The following is an 18,812-nucleotide window of genomic DNA, read 5'->3' on the forward strand; positions in this document are numbered from 1 at the left end:
AGGCGCCATTCGATCGGTCAGACAACGCTCAGGAAGACGTCCTTGATCCAAGTGACCGGATGGCATTTGAAGCCGATCTTTCAACATTCTTTCCGAAGATAAGTCTGCAACTCGCGCTTGATGCCGAGCGCTGGGGTTCTACGAGCACCTAGATGGATATTTGCGAAAATTGATCAATAAACTCAACGAGGCTGTTCGCGTGGTTGGGCACTATCAAGCTATTGAAATATTGTGATTGTTGCACTCCCAAAGGGGGCACAGATTTCGACAAAAGCCCTTTTGATCAAGAAATTGCGAGGGATTCTTGTTTATCCAATCGGCGCAGTTTGGTCATCACGTCAGCCCCACGGTGCATTGTTGCACATCAATCTTCTGTTTGCTTTCTTCGCATATTTCCGTGCTTCTTCCGAGGGCGCGGAGCCAAGGAAAGCCTCGATTTCAAATTCAGAAGATTCATTTTTCTCCTAGTCTCGCGCACCTGCCTTCCTCAATTGATGGGCTTGGCTTGAAACTTCGGCTTCCTCGCAACGAAGCCGAGGCTTAAGCCACTTTTCGAGCTTGGCTCATTTGAGCAGCAAAGGCGCATGGCTAAGCCGCACATAAATTCAAAGAATCTTGCGCCGATCATCAGCTAGAAACACACCGACCACAGCCTCAGCCGAAGTCCTCTTGCGCCTCTTCCTGTAGAGTGGCTTTGGCAATTTTGCCCGTCGGGGTCATCGGAAATTCCGCGATCTGTTTGAGCTCAAGTGGAACGATGTCGTAGGGCGTCTTGCCGACGATATTCACTTTGGTTTGCTCGAGATCGACCGCCGAAGCACTGGTGACAAAGGCAATTGGCTTGTGCTCTCCCTTGCCATCGTCAAGGCCCACCACCGCGGCTTCGCGGATGTCATCAAGGGTCATCAGTGCCTCTTCGATATCACGCGGAAACCAAGTTTTGCCAGCGACTTGCAGCAATTCCTTCACCCGGCCACGCATGGTGAGGAAGTCATCAGCAGACATCTGACCAACATCGCCCGAATGGAGCCAGCCACCGCGCAAGGCTTCGTCGGTTTTCTCGGGCTTGCCCCAATAGCCGGTCATGCAGCCACCGCGCAGACAGACTTCCCCGGCCTGACCAATGGGCAATTCCTCGTCATTTGCGCCGAGAATCCGGACTTCCTTGTCTGGCAGGGGGCGACCGACTGCCCCAAGATGCTCATCGGTGGGAAGAACGGGATCCGCAAGGCCGAAGAAGCCTCCGATTTCGCTCTGACCGTAGCTTTCAACAAGTGGCAAAGACAGCTCGTCACGCCAACCCTTCTTGAGTGCCTGCGGAACCGGTCCGCCACCGGACATGCTCAGACGCAGGCTCTCCGGTGCCCCGCCATTGAGGCGGGCTTGCTCCAGTAGATCGGTCAGCACCGGCGGGTTGCCGACCAGAATGGTCGCCCCGGTCTTCTTCAGAGCCGCATAGCCAGCCTCTGCCGTCCAGTCCTTCATCACGATGGTCGTAGCATGATTGCGCAAGGGCGGCAGAAGGTTGGCAACGAGCTGATAGGACGAGGAGAGCGCGGAAGGCCCGAAGGAAATGTCATCGCGCGAATAGCGCAGCCGTTCGCCGATCACGGCTGCGGCGGTCTGGGTCGGCTCATGGGCAAGGCAGGCCCCTTTGGGCTGGCCGGTGGTGCCGGAGGTGTAGGAGAGATGGGCAATCGCACTTTCATCACCCGGATCAGCGGGAGCGGGAAGATTGGCAGCAAGTAGCTGGGGAAAACTGGCCGCCCCTTCCTGGTGCCCATCCATGCAGATCAGATGCTTGACGGTTCCCACCTTGTCGGCAGCGGCCTTCACCTCGGCCATTTTGTCATGGGTGTAGACGACGAGGCTCGGCGTGTGATCTGCAAAATAATAGTCCAGCTCGTCGGCGAATTTTATGTTGACCAGCGACGAGATGGCCCCGATGCGCCAGGCCGCGAACATCGATAGCAAATAGTCCATGCCGTTGTGGGCAAAGATGGTGATGCGGTCCCCTTTGCGAGCACCCAACTCATGAAAGGCTCCGGCAGCGGCTTCAATCTGTGCCACCGCCTCCGAATAGGTCAGGGACTTGTTCCGTTCGACCCAGTGGAAGGCGGTGTGGTCGGGACGATGCATTGCGCCATCTGTTACAAGCTGGTGAAGCAACATGAAATCTTTCCTTTTTCATTCCCTGATAGACAGGTCAAGTCCGGATGTTCGGTGTGTTTTGTCGTTTTGAGCCTAGATTTTGACGCGGGGGTTGAGGCCCACATCGCAGGCGATTGCCTTTTCATACATCTGATCGAGATAGGGCCGAACCGGGGCGGCGCCCTTGCTCATCTGCGGGCAGGTGTCCCGCTCAAAGCGGGCGGCGGCCTCTGCGATCTCGCCGCGCAGATCCGCTTCATTGACACGTTCAAGCTTGCGGTCGCGCATCACCATTTTGCCGCCGACAATGGAATGAGTCACCACGTCGGAATTGGCCGAGAAGGCGATCTTCTTGATCGGATCATGCAGGGGCATGAAAGCCCAGGCCGTCTTGTCGAGCAGAATGACATCGGCAAGCATGCCTTCTTCAAGGGTGCCAACCTCCTCCTCCATGAGACTGGAGCTAGCCCCGGCGGTGGTCGCCATGTCGTAAACTTCGTGGGCGGACACCCAGTCCTGATAGTCGAAGCTGCCAATCTTGTGCAGACCCGCGGCTGCCTTGAAAGCCACAAAGATGTCCGCCGTGTCAGCCGAGGCAACCCCGTCGCAGCCGAGGGCGACATTCACCCCGGCGTTCTTGAGCTTGCGGACCGGCGAGACCCCAGAGCCGAGCTTGAGGTTGGCGAGCGGATTGTGTGTCGTCGAGCAGCCCGCAGCGCCCATGGTAGCGATATCATCGTCGGTGAGCCAGATGGCGTGGTTCATGGTCAGGCGGTGGGTCATCAGGCCCATGTCCTTGAGGAACTGGACGAGCGTCCGGCCATATTTTTCCTCGCCGGTCACGGCCTGGGTCTTGGTTTCGAGCACGTGGCAATGAACGGGAAGATCGCGCGCCCCGGACAGGGATGCCACTTCCTGAAGCAGTTTCTCGGAGCACCGCTGAGGGCCACACGGGCCAAGGATGATGCGCATGTTGTCCGTGCCGTGCCATTTCCCGGACAGCTCTTCAAACAGGTCAATCTGCGCTTTCCAGTCCGGAGCAGGCTTGGCATCCAATTGTGCCTTCAGGTCTGCTGGCATCAGGTCACCGACAAAAGGCAGGCTGTTGCAATAGCTCTCGTCCCACATTGAGGCGGTGATCCAGCCGCGCAGTCCGGCATCGCGGAAGGCGGTCGCGGTGGCGTCCACCGCATCCGGAGTGCCCGAAATGTTGATAACATCATCCTGCAGGGTCGTGACACCGGACTTGAGGGAGATGATGGCAATCAGCATCGCCCGGAGATAATGGTCGCGCCATGACAAATGGAAAGCACCGAGCGGCGGGTAAACCTCTGACAGCCAGATCTCGAGCGGCAGGTTGTCGTAGCGCCCCATCTCGAAGCCTTCGTTCGAATGCATGTGCGCATCGATGAAGCCGGGCAGGACGATCTTGTCAGTGGCATCGATGATTTCAAGGTCTCTGAATTCGGCGGCCCGTGCTGACAGATCCGTACCTTTGCCTATAATTCGGTCACCATCAATCAGAATGTCGCCGGTTGCAAAGCTGTGTGCCGAAGGCCTCTGATTGATAGTGAGGCCATTTTTGAGCAGGATTGCCATTTTTTACTCCAGTTGATGGAAATTTGAGCGTTGCGGCACGGAATTTGCTTCTCTTCATGCCGTATGGATGGTCTTGCATTCGAACCCCTTTGTGGCGAGGGCGTGCGAAGCAACGATGTTTTTCGATAGAAAGGACCTGTCTTTCATGGCGAACCTGACTGGCGAGCACGGGCTTGATCTGCGCTTGATGCGCATCCTGAACGTCCTTCTCGATGAATGCAGCGTTTCGAAAACCGCAACGATTCTCGGACAAAGCCAGCCCTCTGTCTCGCTTGCGCTGAAGCGGCTGCGCGAGATCCTGGGCGATCCGCTTCTGGTTCGCAGTGGCGTGCGGCTGATCCCCACAGAGAAGAGCCTCAAGATCAAGGAACAGGTTGCCAATATTCTGTGCGAGATTGATGCGCTGGCTGCACCCGAAGAAGAGTTCGACCCCTCCCGCTTTGATCGCCGGTTCCGGGTCTATGCGGCCAACTGTCTTGGCACCTTTTTCATGCCGCGCATCGGCGAGCTTGTCAGGCAGGAAGCGCCCAACATGCCGCTTGATTTCTGCACCATTCCGGACGAGACACAGATCTTTTCCGAGCTTGAACAGGGCAAGCTCGATCTGGTGATCGGCAACTGGCCGATGCCTCGCGAATATCTGCGCTTTGCACCCCTGCTGGAGACCGAGATTGTGCTCGTGATGCGTAACGATCATGCGATGGCGCATCGATCCAGCATCGACTTCGACGAATATCTGGCTCTCGAACATCTCTCGCCAACACCGCACACCAGTCCGGCGATCAGCCCGATAGACGGACAGCTGGCGCAGCTTGATGCCAAACGGCAGATTTTGATGTCCGTCGCCGAGTTTACGCTCGTCCCGCACATGCTCGAACGCACCGATCTGGTTTTCACCAGCAGTTGGCCCTTTGCCGAGCAGATGGCACAGTCGGGCAACCTGACGATTGTCAAGGCGCCGCCGGAACTTGCTCGAATGCGTTTCTATACGTTGTGGCATGAACGATCACATCTCTCACCCGGAAATCAATGGTTTCGAAAGTTGTTGCGCCGGGTCGCGAAAGAAATAAATGAAGACATCCCGATTATATCCAACAAAATAGGAGACAAGGCTATTCAGAAAACCTAATAGAGTCTATTAGCCTGACCCGACTTCCTTCCACGTACATTCCTGTAGTTTAATTCCCTTGCGAGAAACGATGCAGTTTCCGCATTGCTTTCTTTCTGCGGCAGGCTTGACGCACGAGTGCGCGCGGCAGTCCAGAGTTATTGTTTTTTACCAAGGGGATAAAACTTTTATGCTTAGAAAATTAAAAAAATTTCTCTTGGCCGGTGCAATTGTACTTCCTGCAGCCAGTGCCATTGCTGCGGATGACTATGCCGGCCATACGCTCGTTGTTGGCGTTTGGGGGGGCGATATTGAGCGTCTTCTTCGCGAAAACGTTGCCGGGCCACTCGAAGAGGAAACCGGCGCGGAGGTCGAGTTTGTTCTTGGCGGCTCCGGCGATCGCATGGCGCGCATTTATGCAGAAAAAGACAATCCCACCATGGATGTAGCATTTCTCAATATCTATGAAGCCCCGCAGGCCGAACAAGATGGCATCGTAGTCGCTCCCGATCCTGAAAGCGACGTCTACAAAAGCATCTGGGACGGCATGAACAATGGCTGCTACGCCATGTCTCTTGTTGGTCTCGGCATTGCCTATAACAAGTCGATGCTCGACACCCCTCCCGAGTGGGCGGACATGTGGGATCCGAAATTTAGCGGCAAGATCGCCGTCTCGCAATATCCCGGCTCTGAAGGGGATGGACTGATCGGTGTTGCTGCCCGCCTCGCCGGTGCCGACGAGCATGATGCGGACAAGGCCTTTGCCAAGCTTTCCGAGCTTAAGCCCATCGCCATGACCTACACCAATCTGGACGAAGTGTTCGCCCTGATGGAAGCCGGTGAAGTGGCCATGGCTCCGATGATCTCCGGCTATGTTCTGGCTGCGCTGAAACAGCATCCCGAGATCGGTTTTTCCTTCCCCACCGATCCCGGCTCCGTTCTGGTCCGTGACATGGTATGTGCGGTGAAGGGGTCGCCAGAACAGGAACTGGCACAGATGTTTATCGAAAAGGCCGTTGGCGTGAAAAACCAGACCGACTATGCCGAGCAGATTTTCTTCGGGCCCACCAACAAGAATGTAAAGCTGTCCGAAGAAGCCTCTGCCGATGTGATCGATACGCCAGAAGAAGTCGAAAGCCTTGTGCAGCTTGACTGGCCCTATGTCATCAAGCAGCGCAGCGATTGGACCCAACGCTGGAACAAGGAGCTTCTTGGCCAGTAACCTCACATAAGGTTTGCTGGTTCGGCTCACCCCCTCACCCGCGTCACGCTCCATCTGGTTTGACGCGGGTGAAACCAGCCCCTTGCTCCTCAGCTCAGGCTGACTCCCCCATTTCCGTTTCAAGGCCCCGCAATTCTCAAGGCCCCAACCCAAGCGAAGGCAAAAGAATGCAAAAGCGTGCATTTATGTTGCTCCTCCCTGCGCTGCTTCTCTCGGGCGTGGTTTTCCTTCTGCCCTTCCTGTGGCTCTTGGTCACGAGCTTCCGGGAACAGGGAGATGGCTCGCTTCTGATGGCAGCAGGCTTCTCTCTTGCCAATTACGGACGCCTGCTCTCGGACAGCTACTTTGCGGAAATCTTTCTGCGCACGCTTCTGTTGTCCGCGCTGGCGACCCTTCTGTGTCTTGTCATCGCGCTGCCAGTGGCGCGGCAGATCGCCCTTAGTGCCGGTCGCGCAAAGGGGATCCTTCTCGCAATCATTCTGGTTCCGCTCGTCTCCGGAGCGCTGCTGCCGACCCTTGGCATGTTGCATCTGCTCGGCCCTCTTGGTGTGGTCAACAGCCTGCTGAAACAGATGGGCCTTATTTCATCGAGTGTGAAATTCCTTGGCACCACGACCGGTGTCACGATCGGGCTGGTGCAGGCCTTCTTGCCATTGATGCTACTGCCGCTCGTCAATGCCCTGTCGCACCTGCCCCGCGACGTGGAAGCGTCCGCCAGGACGCTTGGCGCACCAACCCGCACGATCTGGCGCAGGATCATCCTGCCGCTGATCGCGCCGGGCATCGTAGCCGGGTCGGTTCTGGTCTTTGCCGCGTCTCTGACCTCCTTTGTCACCCCGCAGATCCTCGGTCAGGGCAAGATTGCCACATTCGGCACGATGGCCTATCAGCAGGCCTCCCTGGTGCTCGACTGGCCCTTTGCCTCAGCCATCGCGGTGGTGATGCTGCTGATCCTGTCTCTCGGACTTGTCATCAGTTCCTATCTTACGCGCATCCTGGTCAGGAGGGCTCCATGAAAACCTATGGTGTCGGTGCTTCGGCCCGTTTCGTCTGGACCATTCTAACCTTTGTCTTCCTGCTAGCCCCGATTGGCGTTCTGGTCTTTGCCTCCTTTGACGATGCGAGCTTCTTTCGCTTTCCGCCGCGGGACTATTCCCTTCGCTGGTATGAGGCGGTGCTTGAAAGCCGCGAGTACAAGAGTGCGCTTTCGGTCAGCCTCATCGTCGCGGTTCTCTCCGGCTTCCTTTCAGTGGGTCTGGGGGCGCTGGCGGCGTTCTCCCTTGCCCGTTACAAGCCGAAGGGAGCAAAGGTGATCGAAGCGATGCTGATGGCTCCGTTGGTGCTGCCGCTGATCGTCTGGGCCATTGCTCTGTTGCAGATCTACTCGAAACTGGGGATGTCCGGGACGCTGCCCGCTCTGGTGCTGGCCCATGCGGTGATCACGATGCCCTTCACCATCCGCATCATGATCGCAACCTTTGCCGACCTGGATCCCCTGCTGGAGCAGGCGGCAGCCAGTCTTGGTGCCTCCCCCATCAGAGTGATCCAACGCGTCACACTGCCTCTTGCCATGCCGGGGCTGATCTCGTCGGCGGCCTTCTCGCTGCTGATCTCCTTCAATGATGTCATTGTTTCGGCGCTGATTGCCGGTGCCCGCTGGATGACCTTTCCGGTGCGCGTCTATGCGGAATTGCGCGGTCAGGGCATCGATCCCATCACCCTTGCCATAGGGGCAGCCATCATCGCATTCATCCTTATTGCCGCCCTCGTCGGGGAGTTCCTGTTCAAATGGTCCCGTCGTCTCTGATCCCGTCGCCTCAAGCCAACAAGAAAGCCGTTTACCGATGAGCGAAGATTATCCTTACCTGAAAAGCATGCCGCATTTCATCCGCGATGGGGTGCCGCTCTTGACCGGCTTCAAGCGCGACCGGATCGCTCCTTATGTGGTGCTGGCGGTGAAAGACCCACTCGTCGTTGGAGAGGGTGCCGGAGAAGATGCGCTTGCGAGCGCACTTGATGGCGCCGAGATCAGCGCCCAGACCGGCCTCTTCACCACTCTCACCGGTCGCTATCAGGGTGCACCCATCTCCATTGTTTCGGGTGGCTCTGGCTCGCCCGAGGCAGAACTTGCGCTGATGGATCTGTTCAATCACACCGATTGCACCACCGTTATTCGCATTGGCGGCTGCGGTGCATGGAGCGAAAAGGTCGGTGTGGGTGATGTCGTCATCACATCCGGTGCCGTGCGCGATGAAGGCATGACCAAGGCCCATGTGAAGGCCGAATATCCGGCCGTTGCGGACTGGCAGGTGGTCGCAGCAATGAAGGCCGCCGCGGATGAGGTCGGCCATCCCTATCACATTGGCATCACGCGATCGGGCGACAGCGAATATTGCGGTTGGGGCAAGCCCGGCCCCGGCGGCTACCTGCAGGAAGAGCACAAGGGCATCATCGACTATTGGCGTCGCGCAGGCATCCTCAACACCGACCGCGAGAGCGCGGCCATTCTGACCTTGTGCAGCCTTTATGGACGCCGTGGCGGAGCGGTCTGCTCTGTCGGCGACAATGTGGTCACCGGCGAGGTGCACAAGTCCGGCTCCGGCCAGACTGCGGCCATCAAGGTCGGTCTTGCTGCTCTTGCCCGCCTCTTCAAGGAAGACACCCATGGCTGATCATCCCATGCGCCGCAATCATCTGCTGATCGAGAATGTGATGAAGTCTTATGGCGGTCCGGAACCGGCACTCAAGAGCGTGTCGCTTGATGTTTCCGAAGGTGAGTTCCTTGCCTTGCTCGGGCCATCTGGCTGCGGCAAGACCACCCTATTGAAGATCATCGCCGGACTGGAAGAGCCGACACAAGGCTCGATGGCCCTTGCGGGCGAAGGTCTCGACACCATTCCGACCTACAAACGCGATATCGGCATCGTGTTCCAGTCCTATGCGCTGTTCCCGCATATGACCGTGGATGCCAACATCCGCTTCGGCCTCGACATGCGCGGCATGCAGGGCGCGGAAGCCGACGAGCGGGTCGCCGAGGTACTGGACCTGGTCAAACTGGAAGGCCTTGGCAAGCGGATGCCCAATGAGCTTTCCGGTGGCCAGCAGCAGCGGGTCGCCCTTGCCCGCGCTCTTGCCATCCGTCCCAAGCTGTTGTTGCTTGACGAGCCGCTCTCCAACCTCGACGCGGTGCTGCGCAAGAATGTCCGTGTTGACATCCGCGAGCTGCATGAGCGGATCGGCCTCACCACCGTGATGGTTACTCATGATCAGGAAGAGGCCATGAGCATGGCGGACCGGGTGGCCGTGATGGCCAACGGCTATGTCCTGCAACACGACACGCCGGAAGTCATTTTCGAGCAGCCAGCCTCGGCCTTCATTGCCAGCTTTGTGGGCAATCCGCCTGCGATCCTGCTGCCGGTAGCGCAGCGAGGGACCGATGGGTATGCCCTCGCAGGCGCGCCCTTCTCGCCCTCCTCCTCCACAAAGTCGGTTTTCGACCAGCTCGAGGGCAGGACTGCCGAGATGGCCTTGCGGGCGGACCAGCTGTCCTTCGCCGATGCTTCTGAGGGCATGGTCGCAGGGGAAGTGCATTCGAGCGAATATGTGGGCGGTTCGTGGCTCGCCCATGTGGCAATCGGCGAGCATCGCATCGCGGTTCAATCCCGCGATAAACCATCCCATTTCGGCGCTCCGGCACATTTGCGTTTCGAGCCATCTCAGACCCTGTTGTTTGATCCCGATAGCGGTGACAGGATGGATCTGTCATGAGCCGGGGAGCCATCTATTGTCTCGGCCCGCTTGTGCTGGACAGGATCCTTCAGGTCGATGATCTGCCCGGCCACGACGAGAAGGCCTTTATCAAGGCCAAGGAAGAAAGAGCGGGCGGACCGCCGCTCAATTGTGCGCACGCCCTTGCCCAGCTCGGCGAGGATGCACGGCTGGTCTCCATCATCGGCGACGACACCGACGGTAAAACCCTGCTGCAATGGCTCGCCGACCAGGACATGAGCACAGAAGCCGTCGAGGTGGATATGGAGGCGGGCACGGCGTCTGCGACAATCATCGTCGACCGCACGGGCGAGAAGGCCATCCTCATTGATCCGATGCCGATGTCCATGCTGAATGCCATCGGAGAGAGCATCGAGTTTCAAGCTGGTGACTGCGTCATTGCCAACTTCTACCAGCCCGAAGCCATAGCCCGCACCTTCAGTCGCGCCGGGGCTCTCGGGCTTGACCGGATGATTGATCTGGAACTGCCGGAGATTGAACGCTGGGGCTGGAAGGCCATGGAAATGGTCCTGCCCTATGCGTCACTTGTGGTCACCAACCGGCAGGTGCTCGAGGCATGGATGACCCATGCCGGAAAAGAAGCCCCTGTCGAGGACGCAGCGTTGGAATTCGCCCGCTTCCTGTCCGGTTATGGCGAGCGGCGCGTGGTCATCACACTTGGAGCCGATGGTCTTGTGGCGAGCAATGGGGCGGAAGAAATCCGCCTGTCCGCCCTCAAGGTCACGCCACGCAACACGACCGGGGCTGGCGATGTCTTTCTGGCCGGGCTGACCACGGCCCTGCGACGCGGACGGACGTTTGACCGCGCCCTCATCTTTGCAACCACCTGCTCGGGCACTTTCCTTGAAAGCGGTTGCTGCGACTTCAAAATGGCTGAATACCGGATGAAAGACGTTCATCAGAAAGCTCAAGACTCATGACCCTATCCATTGATCCCAAATCCATTGAAGGCGTCCTCGCCGCGGCCTGCGTGGGCGATGCGCTTGGCGCAGCTACCGAATGCATGCACCCGCAGGATATTCTTGAGGTGTTTGGCGGTCCGGTGACCAGTTTTCAGCATCCGCCGCAAAAATCCCCTTTTGCCAAGGGCCTTGCACCGGGCAGGCTGACCGACGACGCCACCCAGATGCTGGCCATGGCCAAGCGCCTGATCGGCCTCAGCAAGGCGCCGGCTTCTGCCGATGCGATTGCCGGCTTCATCGACTGGTCCCACGACGAGGAGATGTTCCAGCGCTTTGCCGGCCCCACAACCCGCATCGCGGTGGAATCCATGCGCGCCGGAGCCGCGGTTGAGGATGTCGCTACACCCGCGACCTATTCGTGCATGTTCGGTACGTCAAACGGCGGGGCGATGCGTGCGCCGACTGCCGGATGCGCAGCAGCTGGCGACATTGACGAGGCTGTGCGGCTTGCCTGTCTGTTGTCCTCGCCCACCCACAACACCCAGATTGCCTATGCGGGTGCCTCCGCAATCGCCGCCGCCATCGCAGCGGGCCTTGGCGGCGCTGCGGCCATGAGCCTTGAAGAGGCCGCCCTTCAGGGTGCACGCCTAGGCGAAGAACAGGCAAAGATAAGCGGACGCATTGTCGGTGGTGCCGGTGTGTTTCGCCGCATCGATCTGGCCTTCGAGATTGGCAACAAGTATCACGGCGATCTCGAAGCGGCGCGAAGCGAACTGACCGAAGTGGTCGGCAATGGCGTCGCCATGGCCGAAGCGGTCCCTCATGCCTTCGGCCTCGTCAAGGCGGCGGATGGCAATGCCTGGGGCGCCATCACCGCCGCAGTCAACGGCGGCAATGACAGTGACACGATCGCGATGTTCGCCGGGTCAATTGCAGCCGCCTGGAAAGGAACCGGGAGCATTCCGGGAGCCTTGATCGAGGAAGTCGCCGCCGTCAACCAGCTTGACCTTGCGGGTGTTGCTGCCGGGCTTGCTGCCTTCAACCAACGCTTCATTCAGGAGGTCTGATCATGAAACGCTACTGGCTTGAACTCACCTCGCCCGAACATGCGAGCCTTCCGGACAGCACACTCGCCATCCTGCCGGTCGCTGCGGTGGAGCAGCATGGACCGCATCTGCCGGTTGGCACAGACTGTCTGATCAACAACGGCATCGTTGCAAGGGCGCTTGCCAAACTGGCCGATGACATTCCCGCTGTCGTTCTGCCTCTGCAACAGGTTGGTGCCTCGCAGGAACATCTGGACTATGCGGGCTCCCTCGCCCATCCCGCACCCGAGTTGATGCAATCATGGACCCGTGTTCTTGATTGCGCCGTTCAGTCAACCGGGCTCAAGCGGGTTCTTCTGTTCAACAGCCACGGTGGTCAGTCAGGCCTGCTCGCCGCGGTCGCTCTCGATCAGAGAGTTCGGCACAATAATCTGGGAGCCTATGCCACATGGTTTGACGCTGGTTACCCGGAAGGCCTCTTCACCGAGGAGGAAATCCGCACCGGCTTTCACGGCGGAGATATCGAGACCTCGATGATGCTCGCACTGCATCCCGAACTCGTCAGGATGGACAAGGCTGCCGATTTCCATCCGGCGGTCGGCGAGATCGAAGCAGGAACGAAGCAACTGTCCGCCAATCCATCCGCGGGCCGCGTCGGCGGACTTGGCTGGAAGGCACAGGATCTCAATCTGGAAGGCGTGACCGGCAATGCATCCCTCGCCAGTGCCCAGAAAGGCGAGATCCTTCTTGATCATGCGGCTACATGCCTTGCCGAGTTGATCGCCGATCTCACCCAGCACCCGATGCCCGACGGCCTCTGGCCACCCGCACGCTATCGGGCGTAACGAGGAAAGTTCTGTTCCAAGACATGTCTCTCATGACCAGATCCCGATAAACCGTCGGGCATCCTCCCGGATGGTAATTTTCTTGTCACCGCCATCCAGTCATAGCTCCGACAAATCATGCTCACCCGCTGACTGGCTGGATCACGCGAGCAGCTCTTTCATCTTCTGCAGATGATCCATCGTCAGAGGCTTTTCGAAAAAGGTTCGGACGAAATCATATTGCATGGCTTGCTCTTGATCCTTACCGAGGACTGAGCTGGTCAGCATCGCCACCACGGGGACATGGTGGTCAAAGTCAGCCTCGTAACGGGCAAGGAATTCGAAGCCGTTCATAATCGGCATGTTGATGTCGAGAATGATCGCATCAGGTGTGGTCTCACGCAGAATTCCAAGCGCTTCCTGACCATCGTAAGCGGATATCGTTTTGATGGAGGCATCAAATTTGCGGATTGTGTACTGACAAATAAATTGATCGGATTCATCGTCATCAACGATCAGGATGGTCTGCATCGGCATGTTTATCTCCCTTGGGCAGCACAACGACAAACAGGCAGCCCTTTTGTTGGGGTTCAAAGGTCACGGTCCCGCCAAGGGATTCTGTGCTCTTCTTCATGATGTAGAGTCCCAGTCCGCTGCCGAATGCCTTGTCGGGATGGAACCGCTTGAACATTTCAAAGAGATTGGGTCTGGCTTCAGGCGGGATGCCAAGTCCATTGTCTGCAAAGGCAATGCGGACCGCCCCTCTTTCGTTGCGGACCGAAATGTTCAGCTCCGACGTCGGCTCTTGCGGGTCCCTGTACTTGATGGCATTGGATAGCAGATTGCAGACGATCATCTGAAGCTTTATCGGTTTGCTGATGATCCTCAAATCGGGATCGATGTCGACGTGAATCGCCATTTCCGAGAATCCCTCCATATGGGACAAATCATCAAGGGCTTCATCGATGACGGCCCGCACCGAGATCGGCTCAAAGCCTTCCACCATCAGACGGGTACGGGCAACCTCGATAATGTTCTGAATCAGCATGTCCATCCGTCGAAAATTACTCTCGAGGCGAACAAGAGTGTTGGCAAGCTCGCCATACTCACGGTCACGTAACAGTTCCTTGGCGATGCGGACCAGCCCGATTGACGATGCGATAGGCGAGCGCAGATCATGCGAGGTCCGGTAGGTGAATTCTTCAAGCTCTGCGTTGGCTTCAAGCAGCTCGACCATCGTCCGCTTGCGGTCGGTTATGTCGCGCACGATACCGGTGTAGATGACCCGGTTTGGCAAATCGATACGAGACACCGCCAGTTCGAGCGGAAACTCTGTTCCGTCCTTTCTCAAGCCTTCCAGCTCTCGGCCAATTCCGATGATCTTTGCCTCATGGGTGCGGTGGTAGTTGTCGAGGTAACTGTCATGCTCGTCACTATAGCGTTTTGGCATCAGCATCTTGATATTCTGACCGATCATTTCGGCGCGCGTGAACCCGAAGATGTCTTTGCAAGCACGGTTGGCGCTCAGGATGGTACCGCTTGTATCAATCGAGATGATGCCATCGACGGCATTGTCGATTATGGCGGCCAGTTGCGCCTCGCTTTCCGCCAACGACTCCGCGCTCCGGCCATAGCGCTGCGAATACCAGAAGGCATATCCAGTGAGTCCCAGATAGAGGATGCCGGAAATCAGCACGAGTGATGACAGCGTCTGCTGCACGTCTGCGCCGCCGCCGGCTGTAAATCGCAGATTGAGCCGCGCTTCCTCAGCGCTGAACTCAAGGTATGTGATGATCAATACAGCGAGATAGGCCACAACGGAAACCGATGAAGCAATCAGCTTGAAATGGCCACGACCACGCTCGGTGCCCAGATAGACCAGCCCCAGACCAAGAACCAGAAATCCGATGCTCGTGTGCGGCGACATGCGCGCCGGACCGACCCAGTCATGGGCACGGTCAAGGCGAATGACATAGCCAAGAAGCGCAATTATGGCGATGCCGAGGACGCAAAATCCCAGAGCCAACCGACTGTAATTGGCAAATTGAATGCGGGGGATGCTGATACCGACAGCAGTCAACAAAAAGCAAATTGCTGTATTGGGCGCCATCCTACCCGGTGCAATAGCCCCGATTGTGACAAACGGTTCAATGAAAAGGGTATCGATGCCAAGAGAAATGCCGCTTGGATATTGGTACAGCGTTAAGCCAGAGATAAGAGCGACGCATGCGGTCATTGCATAGACCAGCAGGGTAACCCGTTTGACCGCGAGCATGAAGGCTATGCCCAACAGCACAAGGCATAATGCCGTATTGAATTGCATCGCTAAAATGATTGGGAAGCTTTGAGCAACCTCTTCAAGCTGCCAAGACCAGATGCCGATGATGATCGTACCGATCACGAGGCATACCAGACCGATTCCCATGGCCACGGGGCCTTTTTTCAGGTCTCGATAGGTATGCTCCTCCAAAGCCAAGTGCCTTTCCAGCGAACCATCACGACCAGCAACTGACAGGTTGGGCAGGTCACGCTCTCGCAAATGAGAAAGAGTAGGTCAGCTCGTTACATTGCAACTCTACGTAATTAAGGATGACACATTTATAACTAAACCGCTATGGCTTAAATTGATTGCATTCTGAAAGGCATGTTTTCGGAGGGTTTGCCTGTCGGTGAGGCGGATGCAGAGCGCGCAGATCGGTTAAGGCAGGTCAACGCAAATCTCATGCAGTTGCAAGCGCATCGCGATGCTGCCGGACGATACTGCGGCAGAATTCTGCGACAACTTGGATGCGGCGTGACCGTATCAGATCGGACTGGGTGACGAGCCAGATCGTCTGATCGATACCAAGTTCACCGTCCAGACAAATCAGCCCTTCCCGCCTCGCCAAGAAATGCGGCAGGATCGCAAATCCCACCCCAGCACGGCAGGCGGCAAGCTGCGTCGCGACGCTTGATGTGCTCAGGACTGGCGCGCGCCCTTGCAAGCGGCTCTCCATCCATTGTGCGGCGGGCAAATGAGCCTGTGCCTCGCCCCATGTGATAAAGTCATCCGCTTCGAATTTGGCCGCATCCGCGTTGCTCGCCCTCTGCGCCAGATAGCTATCCGAGGCATATAGCCCGTAGCCTAACGTGCCCAAACTTTGAAGCGACACATGCCCTCGGTCCGGCTTGACCATGCGCAGCGCAAGGTCGGCATCCCTGCGGTGCAGGTTCACCGTGGCGATATCCGTCACCAGGTCAATTGTCAGTCGTGGATACTTGGCGCGGAAATCGGGCAGTTTGGGTAGGAGCAAACCGGTGGCAAGGTTCTCGGCGGTCGCCAAGCGGACGCGCCCCGAGACCTCTGGTTTTTCCGCCATCCCGGAAGTCAGGGACCGCGCGGTAGCTTCCATCTCCTCGGCGCGTTCGACCATCGCGGTGCCGTCTTCTGTCAGGCGATAGCCTGTTTGCTGACGCACGAAAAGTGGCTGTCCGACAGACGCCTCCAGCCGCTCCATGCGGCGCGATACGGTGGCCAGGCCAAGCCGCAGACGTTTGGCCGCGCCGCTCAAGGTGCCTTCGCGACTGATGGCCAAGAATATGCGTAGATCGTCCCAGACGAGATGACCATCTGTATCGCGTTTTCCGTTCACGGAAATTAGATCCCCATTTTAGTACCTACCACCCATTTATGGAAAATGGCATATTTCGGGCAAACACACAACCGTTGAAAGGGAAAAGGGATGAAAAGACGCAAGCTGTCAGAGGGGTTCGAAGTATCGGCTCTGGGACTGGGATGTATGGGAATGAGCGAGTTTTACGGACCAAGGGATGACGAGACCTCGCTTAAGGTGCTGGGCGAAGCGGTGTCCCGTGGTGTCGACTTCCTCGATACCGCCGACATGTACGGCCCCCATCACAACGAGGAACTGCTGGGGCATTTTCTATCGCAGAGCGGCACCCGCGCGCAGTTGAAGATTGCGACCAAGTTCGGCATTGTTCGCAAACCCGGCGAATACGCCCGCAGTCTGGACATGAGCCCTGCTTATGCACGGCGTGCCTGCGAAGCGTCGTTGAAACGTCTCGGAGTGGAGCGGATCGATCTGTATTATGTTCACCGGGTGAACTCGAACCAGGACATCGAGGACACGATGGGTGAATTGTCGCGATTGGTCGAGGAAGGCAAGATTGACCGGATCGGTCTTTGCGAGGTGAGCGCCGCCACGTTGCGTCGTGCTCATGCGGTACACCCCGTGACGGCCTTACAGACGGAGTATTCGCTCTGGTCGCGCGGTGTCGAAGCAGAGATACTGCCAGCCTGTCGTGAACTCGGCATCGGCTTTGTCCCCTATTCGCCGCTCGGACGGGGGTTCCTGACCGGCCGCTTCCAGCAGGCGGAAAAATTCGGGGATGGGGATTCCCGCAGCTTCCTGCCGCGGTTTCAGGAAACCGCCTTGCGCCAGAACATGCGGATCGTGGAAGCCGTGCAGACCATTGCGCACCAGAAAGGGTGCACCTCTGGCCAAGTTGCCCTCGCATGGCTGCTTGCGCAGGGAGACGACATTGTACCCATCCCCGGCACCAAGCGGTTGAGCTACCTCATTGAGAACGTCGCGGCTTCAAGTGTGAACCTGACGGCGTCCGATTTGCAAACTCTGGACGACATATTGTCCACTATCCCGGTGACCGGTGAACGCTATACCGAAGAAGGCATGAAGGGCGTCAACGCTTAGAGCTGGCAGGGTCGCAAGCAGGCCATTGGAATGCTTCTCCGGGCGGACATTCGAGGCAGGACTTGGCGAGGCCTGGCCCAGTGTTGACCCAAGGTTGGCCCAAGGGTTGGCCAAGGGTCGGCCAAGGGTCGGCCAAGGGTCGGAAGTCATCCACCGTCAGGTCAATTGCGTGGTTCAATATAACAAGCATCAGGATCATGGCCGATGGATAGCACCATATAGCGATGGCTCAAGAGCTTTTGGCGCGGGCTTTAAAAGTACCAAGCTTGAACCGAAAGCCTCGCCTCACCCGTCAAAAGCAAGCATGATGAAGGCCACAAACAGCAAGATATGGACGACACCTTGCAACAGATGCGTTTTGCCACTTGAGAAAGTGATGGTGGAGACCGCGAGGATTGTACCAAGCAAAAGCATATCCGGGCCACTCAGCCCCAATGTCAACTCAAGACCCACGATGTTTGAGAAGATAAGCATGATCGGCACTGAAAGCCCGATCGTCGCCAAAACGGACCCTAGAAAAATATTCACCGACAACTGAAGCCTGTTTTGAACCGCAGCTTTGACGCCGCCAATGGCTTCCGGTGCCGCGACCAAAATCGCCATGACAACACCCCCGACAATATGTGGAGGGTGAAGTGCCTCGACAATATAGTCGATGGGCACAGCCAATTGCTCAACCAGATAGACCACGGGGAGCATATAGCAGATTAGCAACAAGACATGCGGCAGCAACTTTGGCTTTTCACCCGCTTCAATGACTTCATCATCAATAGGCGGTGCGAAATAGGATCGATGTCGCCCGGTCTGAATCAGGAGAAATGTCGCGAACAATGCAGCGGACATTCCGCCGACCAAAATCTGTTGGCCGGTTGAAAGGGTGGGGCCATCGGTGGTGTGCGTAAGATTGGGCAGGATCAGGCTGAATGCCGCTAGCGGCACAATTACCCCAAGATAGGCGTTGGCTCCTTGAAGATTGAACGTTTGTTCACGGTGAAAAATAGCCCCGACCAACAACGATAGCCCGACCATTCCGCCCAGAACAATCATGACAACGGAATACAGCGTATCACGCACCAATGTCGGGTTGTTCTCTCCGTGCATCATGACCGCCGAGATGCTCATCACTTCTATTGCTGTAATCGAGAGCGTGAGGACGAGCGTCCCATAAGGTTCTCCAAGACGCTTGGAGATATGTTCTGCGTGGCGTACGACGTTGACCGCACAACCAAGCACCATCAGAAACAGAAAGAGAAACAGCCCGACAAGCCAGGCCGTGTTGTCCATTCCACGAAACAAACTGCCAGACCAAGCCCAGAAAATGGCGGAGCTTCCCCAGCCAATGCCTAAAAACCATTCTTTTTTCAGGGCATGAAAACTGGCAAAACGCGATTTCGGTCTTTGGAGTTCGGGCATAGCAGGCTCTTTCACGTGCGCAATTGCAAGGCACACTCGCCGTCAG

At 57.3% G+C, this 18,812-nt stretch carries 16 protein-coding genes; 10 read left to right on the forward strand and 6 right to left on the reverse strand.

What is annotated here, in order from left to right; genetic code table 11:
- Nucleotides 1–654 precede the first annotated feature (654 nt).
- Both CPH65_RS19325 and CPH65_RS19330 read right to left on the reverse strand, forming a co-directional pair.
- Entirely contained in the window at nucleotides 655–2,172 is a 1,518-nt protein-coding gene (locus tag CPH65_RS19325) for a class I adenylate-forming enzyme family protein (protein ID WP_096175365.1), read from the reverse strand.
- Between the two features lie 72 nt (nucleotides 2,173–2,244).
- Complete coding sequence (locus tag CPH65_RS19330; protein WP_096175366.1) at nucleotides 2,245–3,750, reverse strand: amidohydrolase family protein; 1,506 nt, start codon at nucleotides 3,748–3,750, stop codon at nucleotides 2,245–2,247.
- 145 nt (nucleotides 3,751–3,895) lie between these two features.
- Between CPH65_RS19330 and CPH65_RS19335 the strand changes: the two genes are divergently transcribed.
- The 9 genes from CPH65_RS19335 (at nucleotide 3,896) to CPH65_RS19375 (ending at nucleotide 12,662) form a co-directional block, all read left to right on the forward strand.
- Nucleotides 3,896–4,879 carry a LysR family transcriptional regulator gene (locus CPH65_RS19335; RefSeq protein ID WP_244574456.1) on the forward strand — a complete coding sequence of 328 codons (984 nt, stop codon included), beginning with the start codon at nucleotides 3,896–3,898 and terminating at the stop codon, nucleotides 4,877–4,879.
- A 196-nt stretch (nucleotides 4,880–5,075) separates the two neighbouring features.
- Entirely contained in the window at nucleotides 5,076–6,080 is a 1,005-nt protein-coding gene (locus CPH65_RS19340) for an extracellular solute-binding protein (RefSeq protein ID WP_157747814.1), read from the forward strand.
- Nucleotides 6,081–6,265: 185 nt separating this feature from the next.
- Nucleotides 6,266–7,096: an ABC transporter permease gene (locus CPH65_RS19345; RefSeq protein WP_172891550.1), complete on the forward strand. Its 831-nt coding sequence runs from the start codon at nucleotides 6,266–6,268 to the stop codon at nucleotides 7,094–7,096.
- On the forward strand, nucleotides 7,093–7,887 hold the full coding sequence (locus CPH65_RS19350) for an ABC transporter permease (protein ID WP_096175369.1): 795 nt from the start codon (nucleotides 7,093–7,095) through the stop codon (nucleotides 7,885–7,887). The genes CPH65_RS19345 and CPH65_RS19350 overlap by 4 nt, the downstream gene beginning before the upstream one ends.
- 37 nt (nucleotides 7,888–7,924) lie before the next feature.
- On the forward strand, nucleotides 7,925–8,752 hold the full coding sequence (locus CPH65_RS19355; RefSeq protein ID WP_096175370.1) for a nucleoside phosphorylase: 828 nt from the start codon (nucleotides 7,925–7,927) through the stop codon (nucleotides 8,750–8,752).
- On the forward strand, nucleotides 8,745–9,848 hold the full coding sequence (locus tag CPH65_RS24020; RefSeq protein WP_157747815.1) for an ABC transporter ATP-binding protein: 1,104 nt from the start codon (nucleotides 8,745–8,747) through the stop codon (nucleotides 9,846–9,848). Before CPH65_RS19355 ends, CPH65_RS24020 begins: the two co-directional genes overlap by 8 nt.
- Nucleotides 9,845–10,789 carry a carbohydrate kinase family protein gene (locus CPH65_RS19365; RefSeq protein WP_096175371.1) on the forward strand — a complete coding sequence of 315 codons (945 nt, stop codon included), beginning with the start codon at nucleotides 9,845–9,847 and terminating at the stop codon, nucleotides 10,787–10,789. Before CPH65_RS24020 ends, CPH65_RS19365 begins: the two co-directional genes overlap by 4 nt.
- Nucleotides 10,786–11,838: an ADP-ribosylglycohydrolase family protein gene (locus tag CPH65_RS19370; protein ID WP_096175372.1), complete on the forward strand. Its 1,053-nt coding sequence runs from the start codon at nucleotides 10,786–10,788 to the stop codon at nucleotides 11,836–11,838. The genes CPH65_RS19365 and CPH65_RS19370 overlap by 4 nt, the downstream gene beginning before the upstream one ends.
- Before the next feature lie 2 nt (nucleotides 11,839–11,840).
- Complete coding sequence (locus CPH65_RS19375; protein ID WP_096175373.1) at nucleotides 11,841–12,662, forward strand: creatininase family protein; 822 nt, start codon at nucleotides 11,841–11,843, stop codon at nucleotides 12,660–12,662.
- Between the two features lie 141 nt (nucleotides 12,663–12,803).
- Here the strand turns inward: CPH65_RS19375 and CPH65_RS19380 are convergent, their stop codons facing one another.
- The 3 genes from CPH65_RS19380 to CPH65_RS19390 form a co-directional block, all read right to left on the reverse strand.
- Nucleotides 12,804–13,178: a response regulator gene (locus CPH65_RS19380; RefSeq protein ID WP_096175374.1), complete on the reverse strand. Its 375-nt coding sequence runs from the start codon at nucleotides 13,176–13,178 to the stop codon at nucleotides 12,804–12,806.
- Nucleotides 13,150–15,066 (reverse strand): PAS domain S-box protein, encoded by a 1,917-nt coding sequence (locus tag CPH65_RS19385; protein WP_157747816.1) that lies wholly within the window; start codon nucleotides 15,064–15,066, stop codon nucleotides 13,150–13,152. The genes CPH65_RS19380 and CPH65_RS19385 overlap by 29 nt, the downstream gene beginning before the upstream one ends.
- A gap of 295 nt (nucleotides 15,067–15,361) precedes the next feature.
- Nucleotides 15,362–16,273 (reverse strand): LysR family transcriptional regulator, encoded by a 912-nt coding sequence (locus CPH65_RS19390; RefSeq protein ID WP_244574457.1) that lies wholly within the window; start codon nucleotides 16,271–16,273, stop codon nucleotides 15,362–15,364.
- A gap of 90 nt (nucleotides 16,274–16,363) precedes the next feature.
- On the opposite strand from CPH65_RS19390, the gene CPH65_RS19395 reads away from it, so the two are divergent.
- Nucleotides 16,364–17,353: an aldo/keto reductase gene (locus CPH65_RS19395; protein ID WP_096175377.1), complete on the forward strand. Its 990-nt coding sequence runs from the start codon at nucleotides 16,364–16,366 to the stop codon at nucleotides 17,351–17,353.
- A gap of 285 nt (nucleotides 17,354–17,638) precedes the next feature.
- Here CPH65_RS19395 and CPH65_RS19400 read toward each other — a convergent pair whose 3' ends face one another.
- Complete coding sequence (locus tag CPH65_RS19400) at nucleotides 17,639–18,766, reverse strand: calcium:proton antiporter (RefSeq protein ID WP_096175378.1); 1,128 nt, start codon at nucleotides 18,764–18,766, stop codon at nucleotides 17,639–17,641.
- Nucleotides 18,767–18,812 lie beyond the last annotated feature (46 nt).

Origin of the sequence: Cohaesibacter sp. ES.047, assembly GCF_900215505.1 — a bacterium.
Classification (GTDB): Bacteria; Pseudomonadota; Alphaproteobacteria; order Rhizobiales; family Cohaesibacteraceae; genus Cohaesibacter.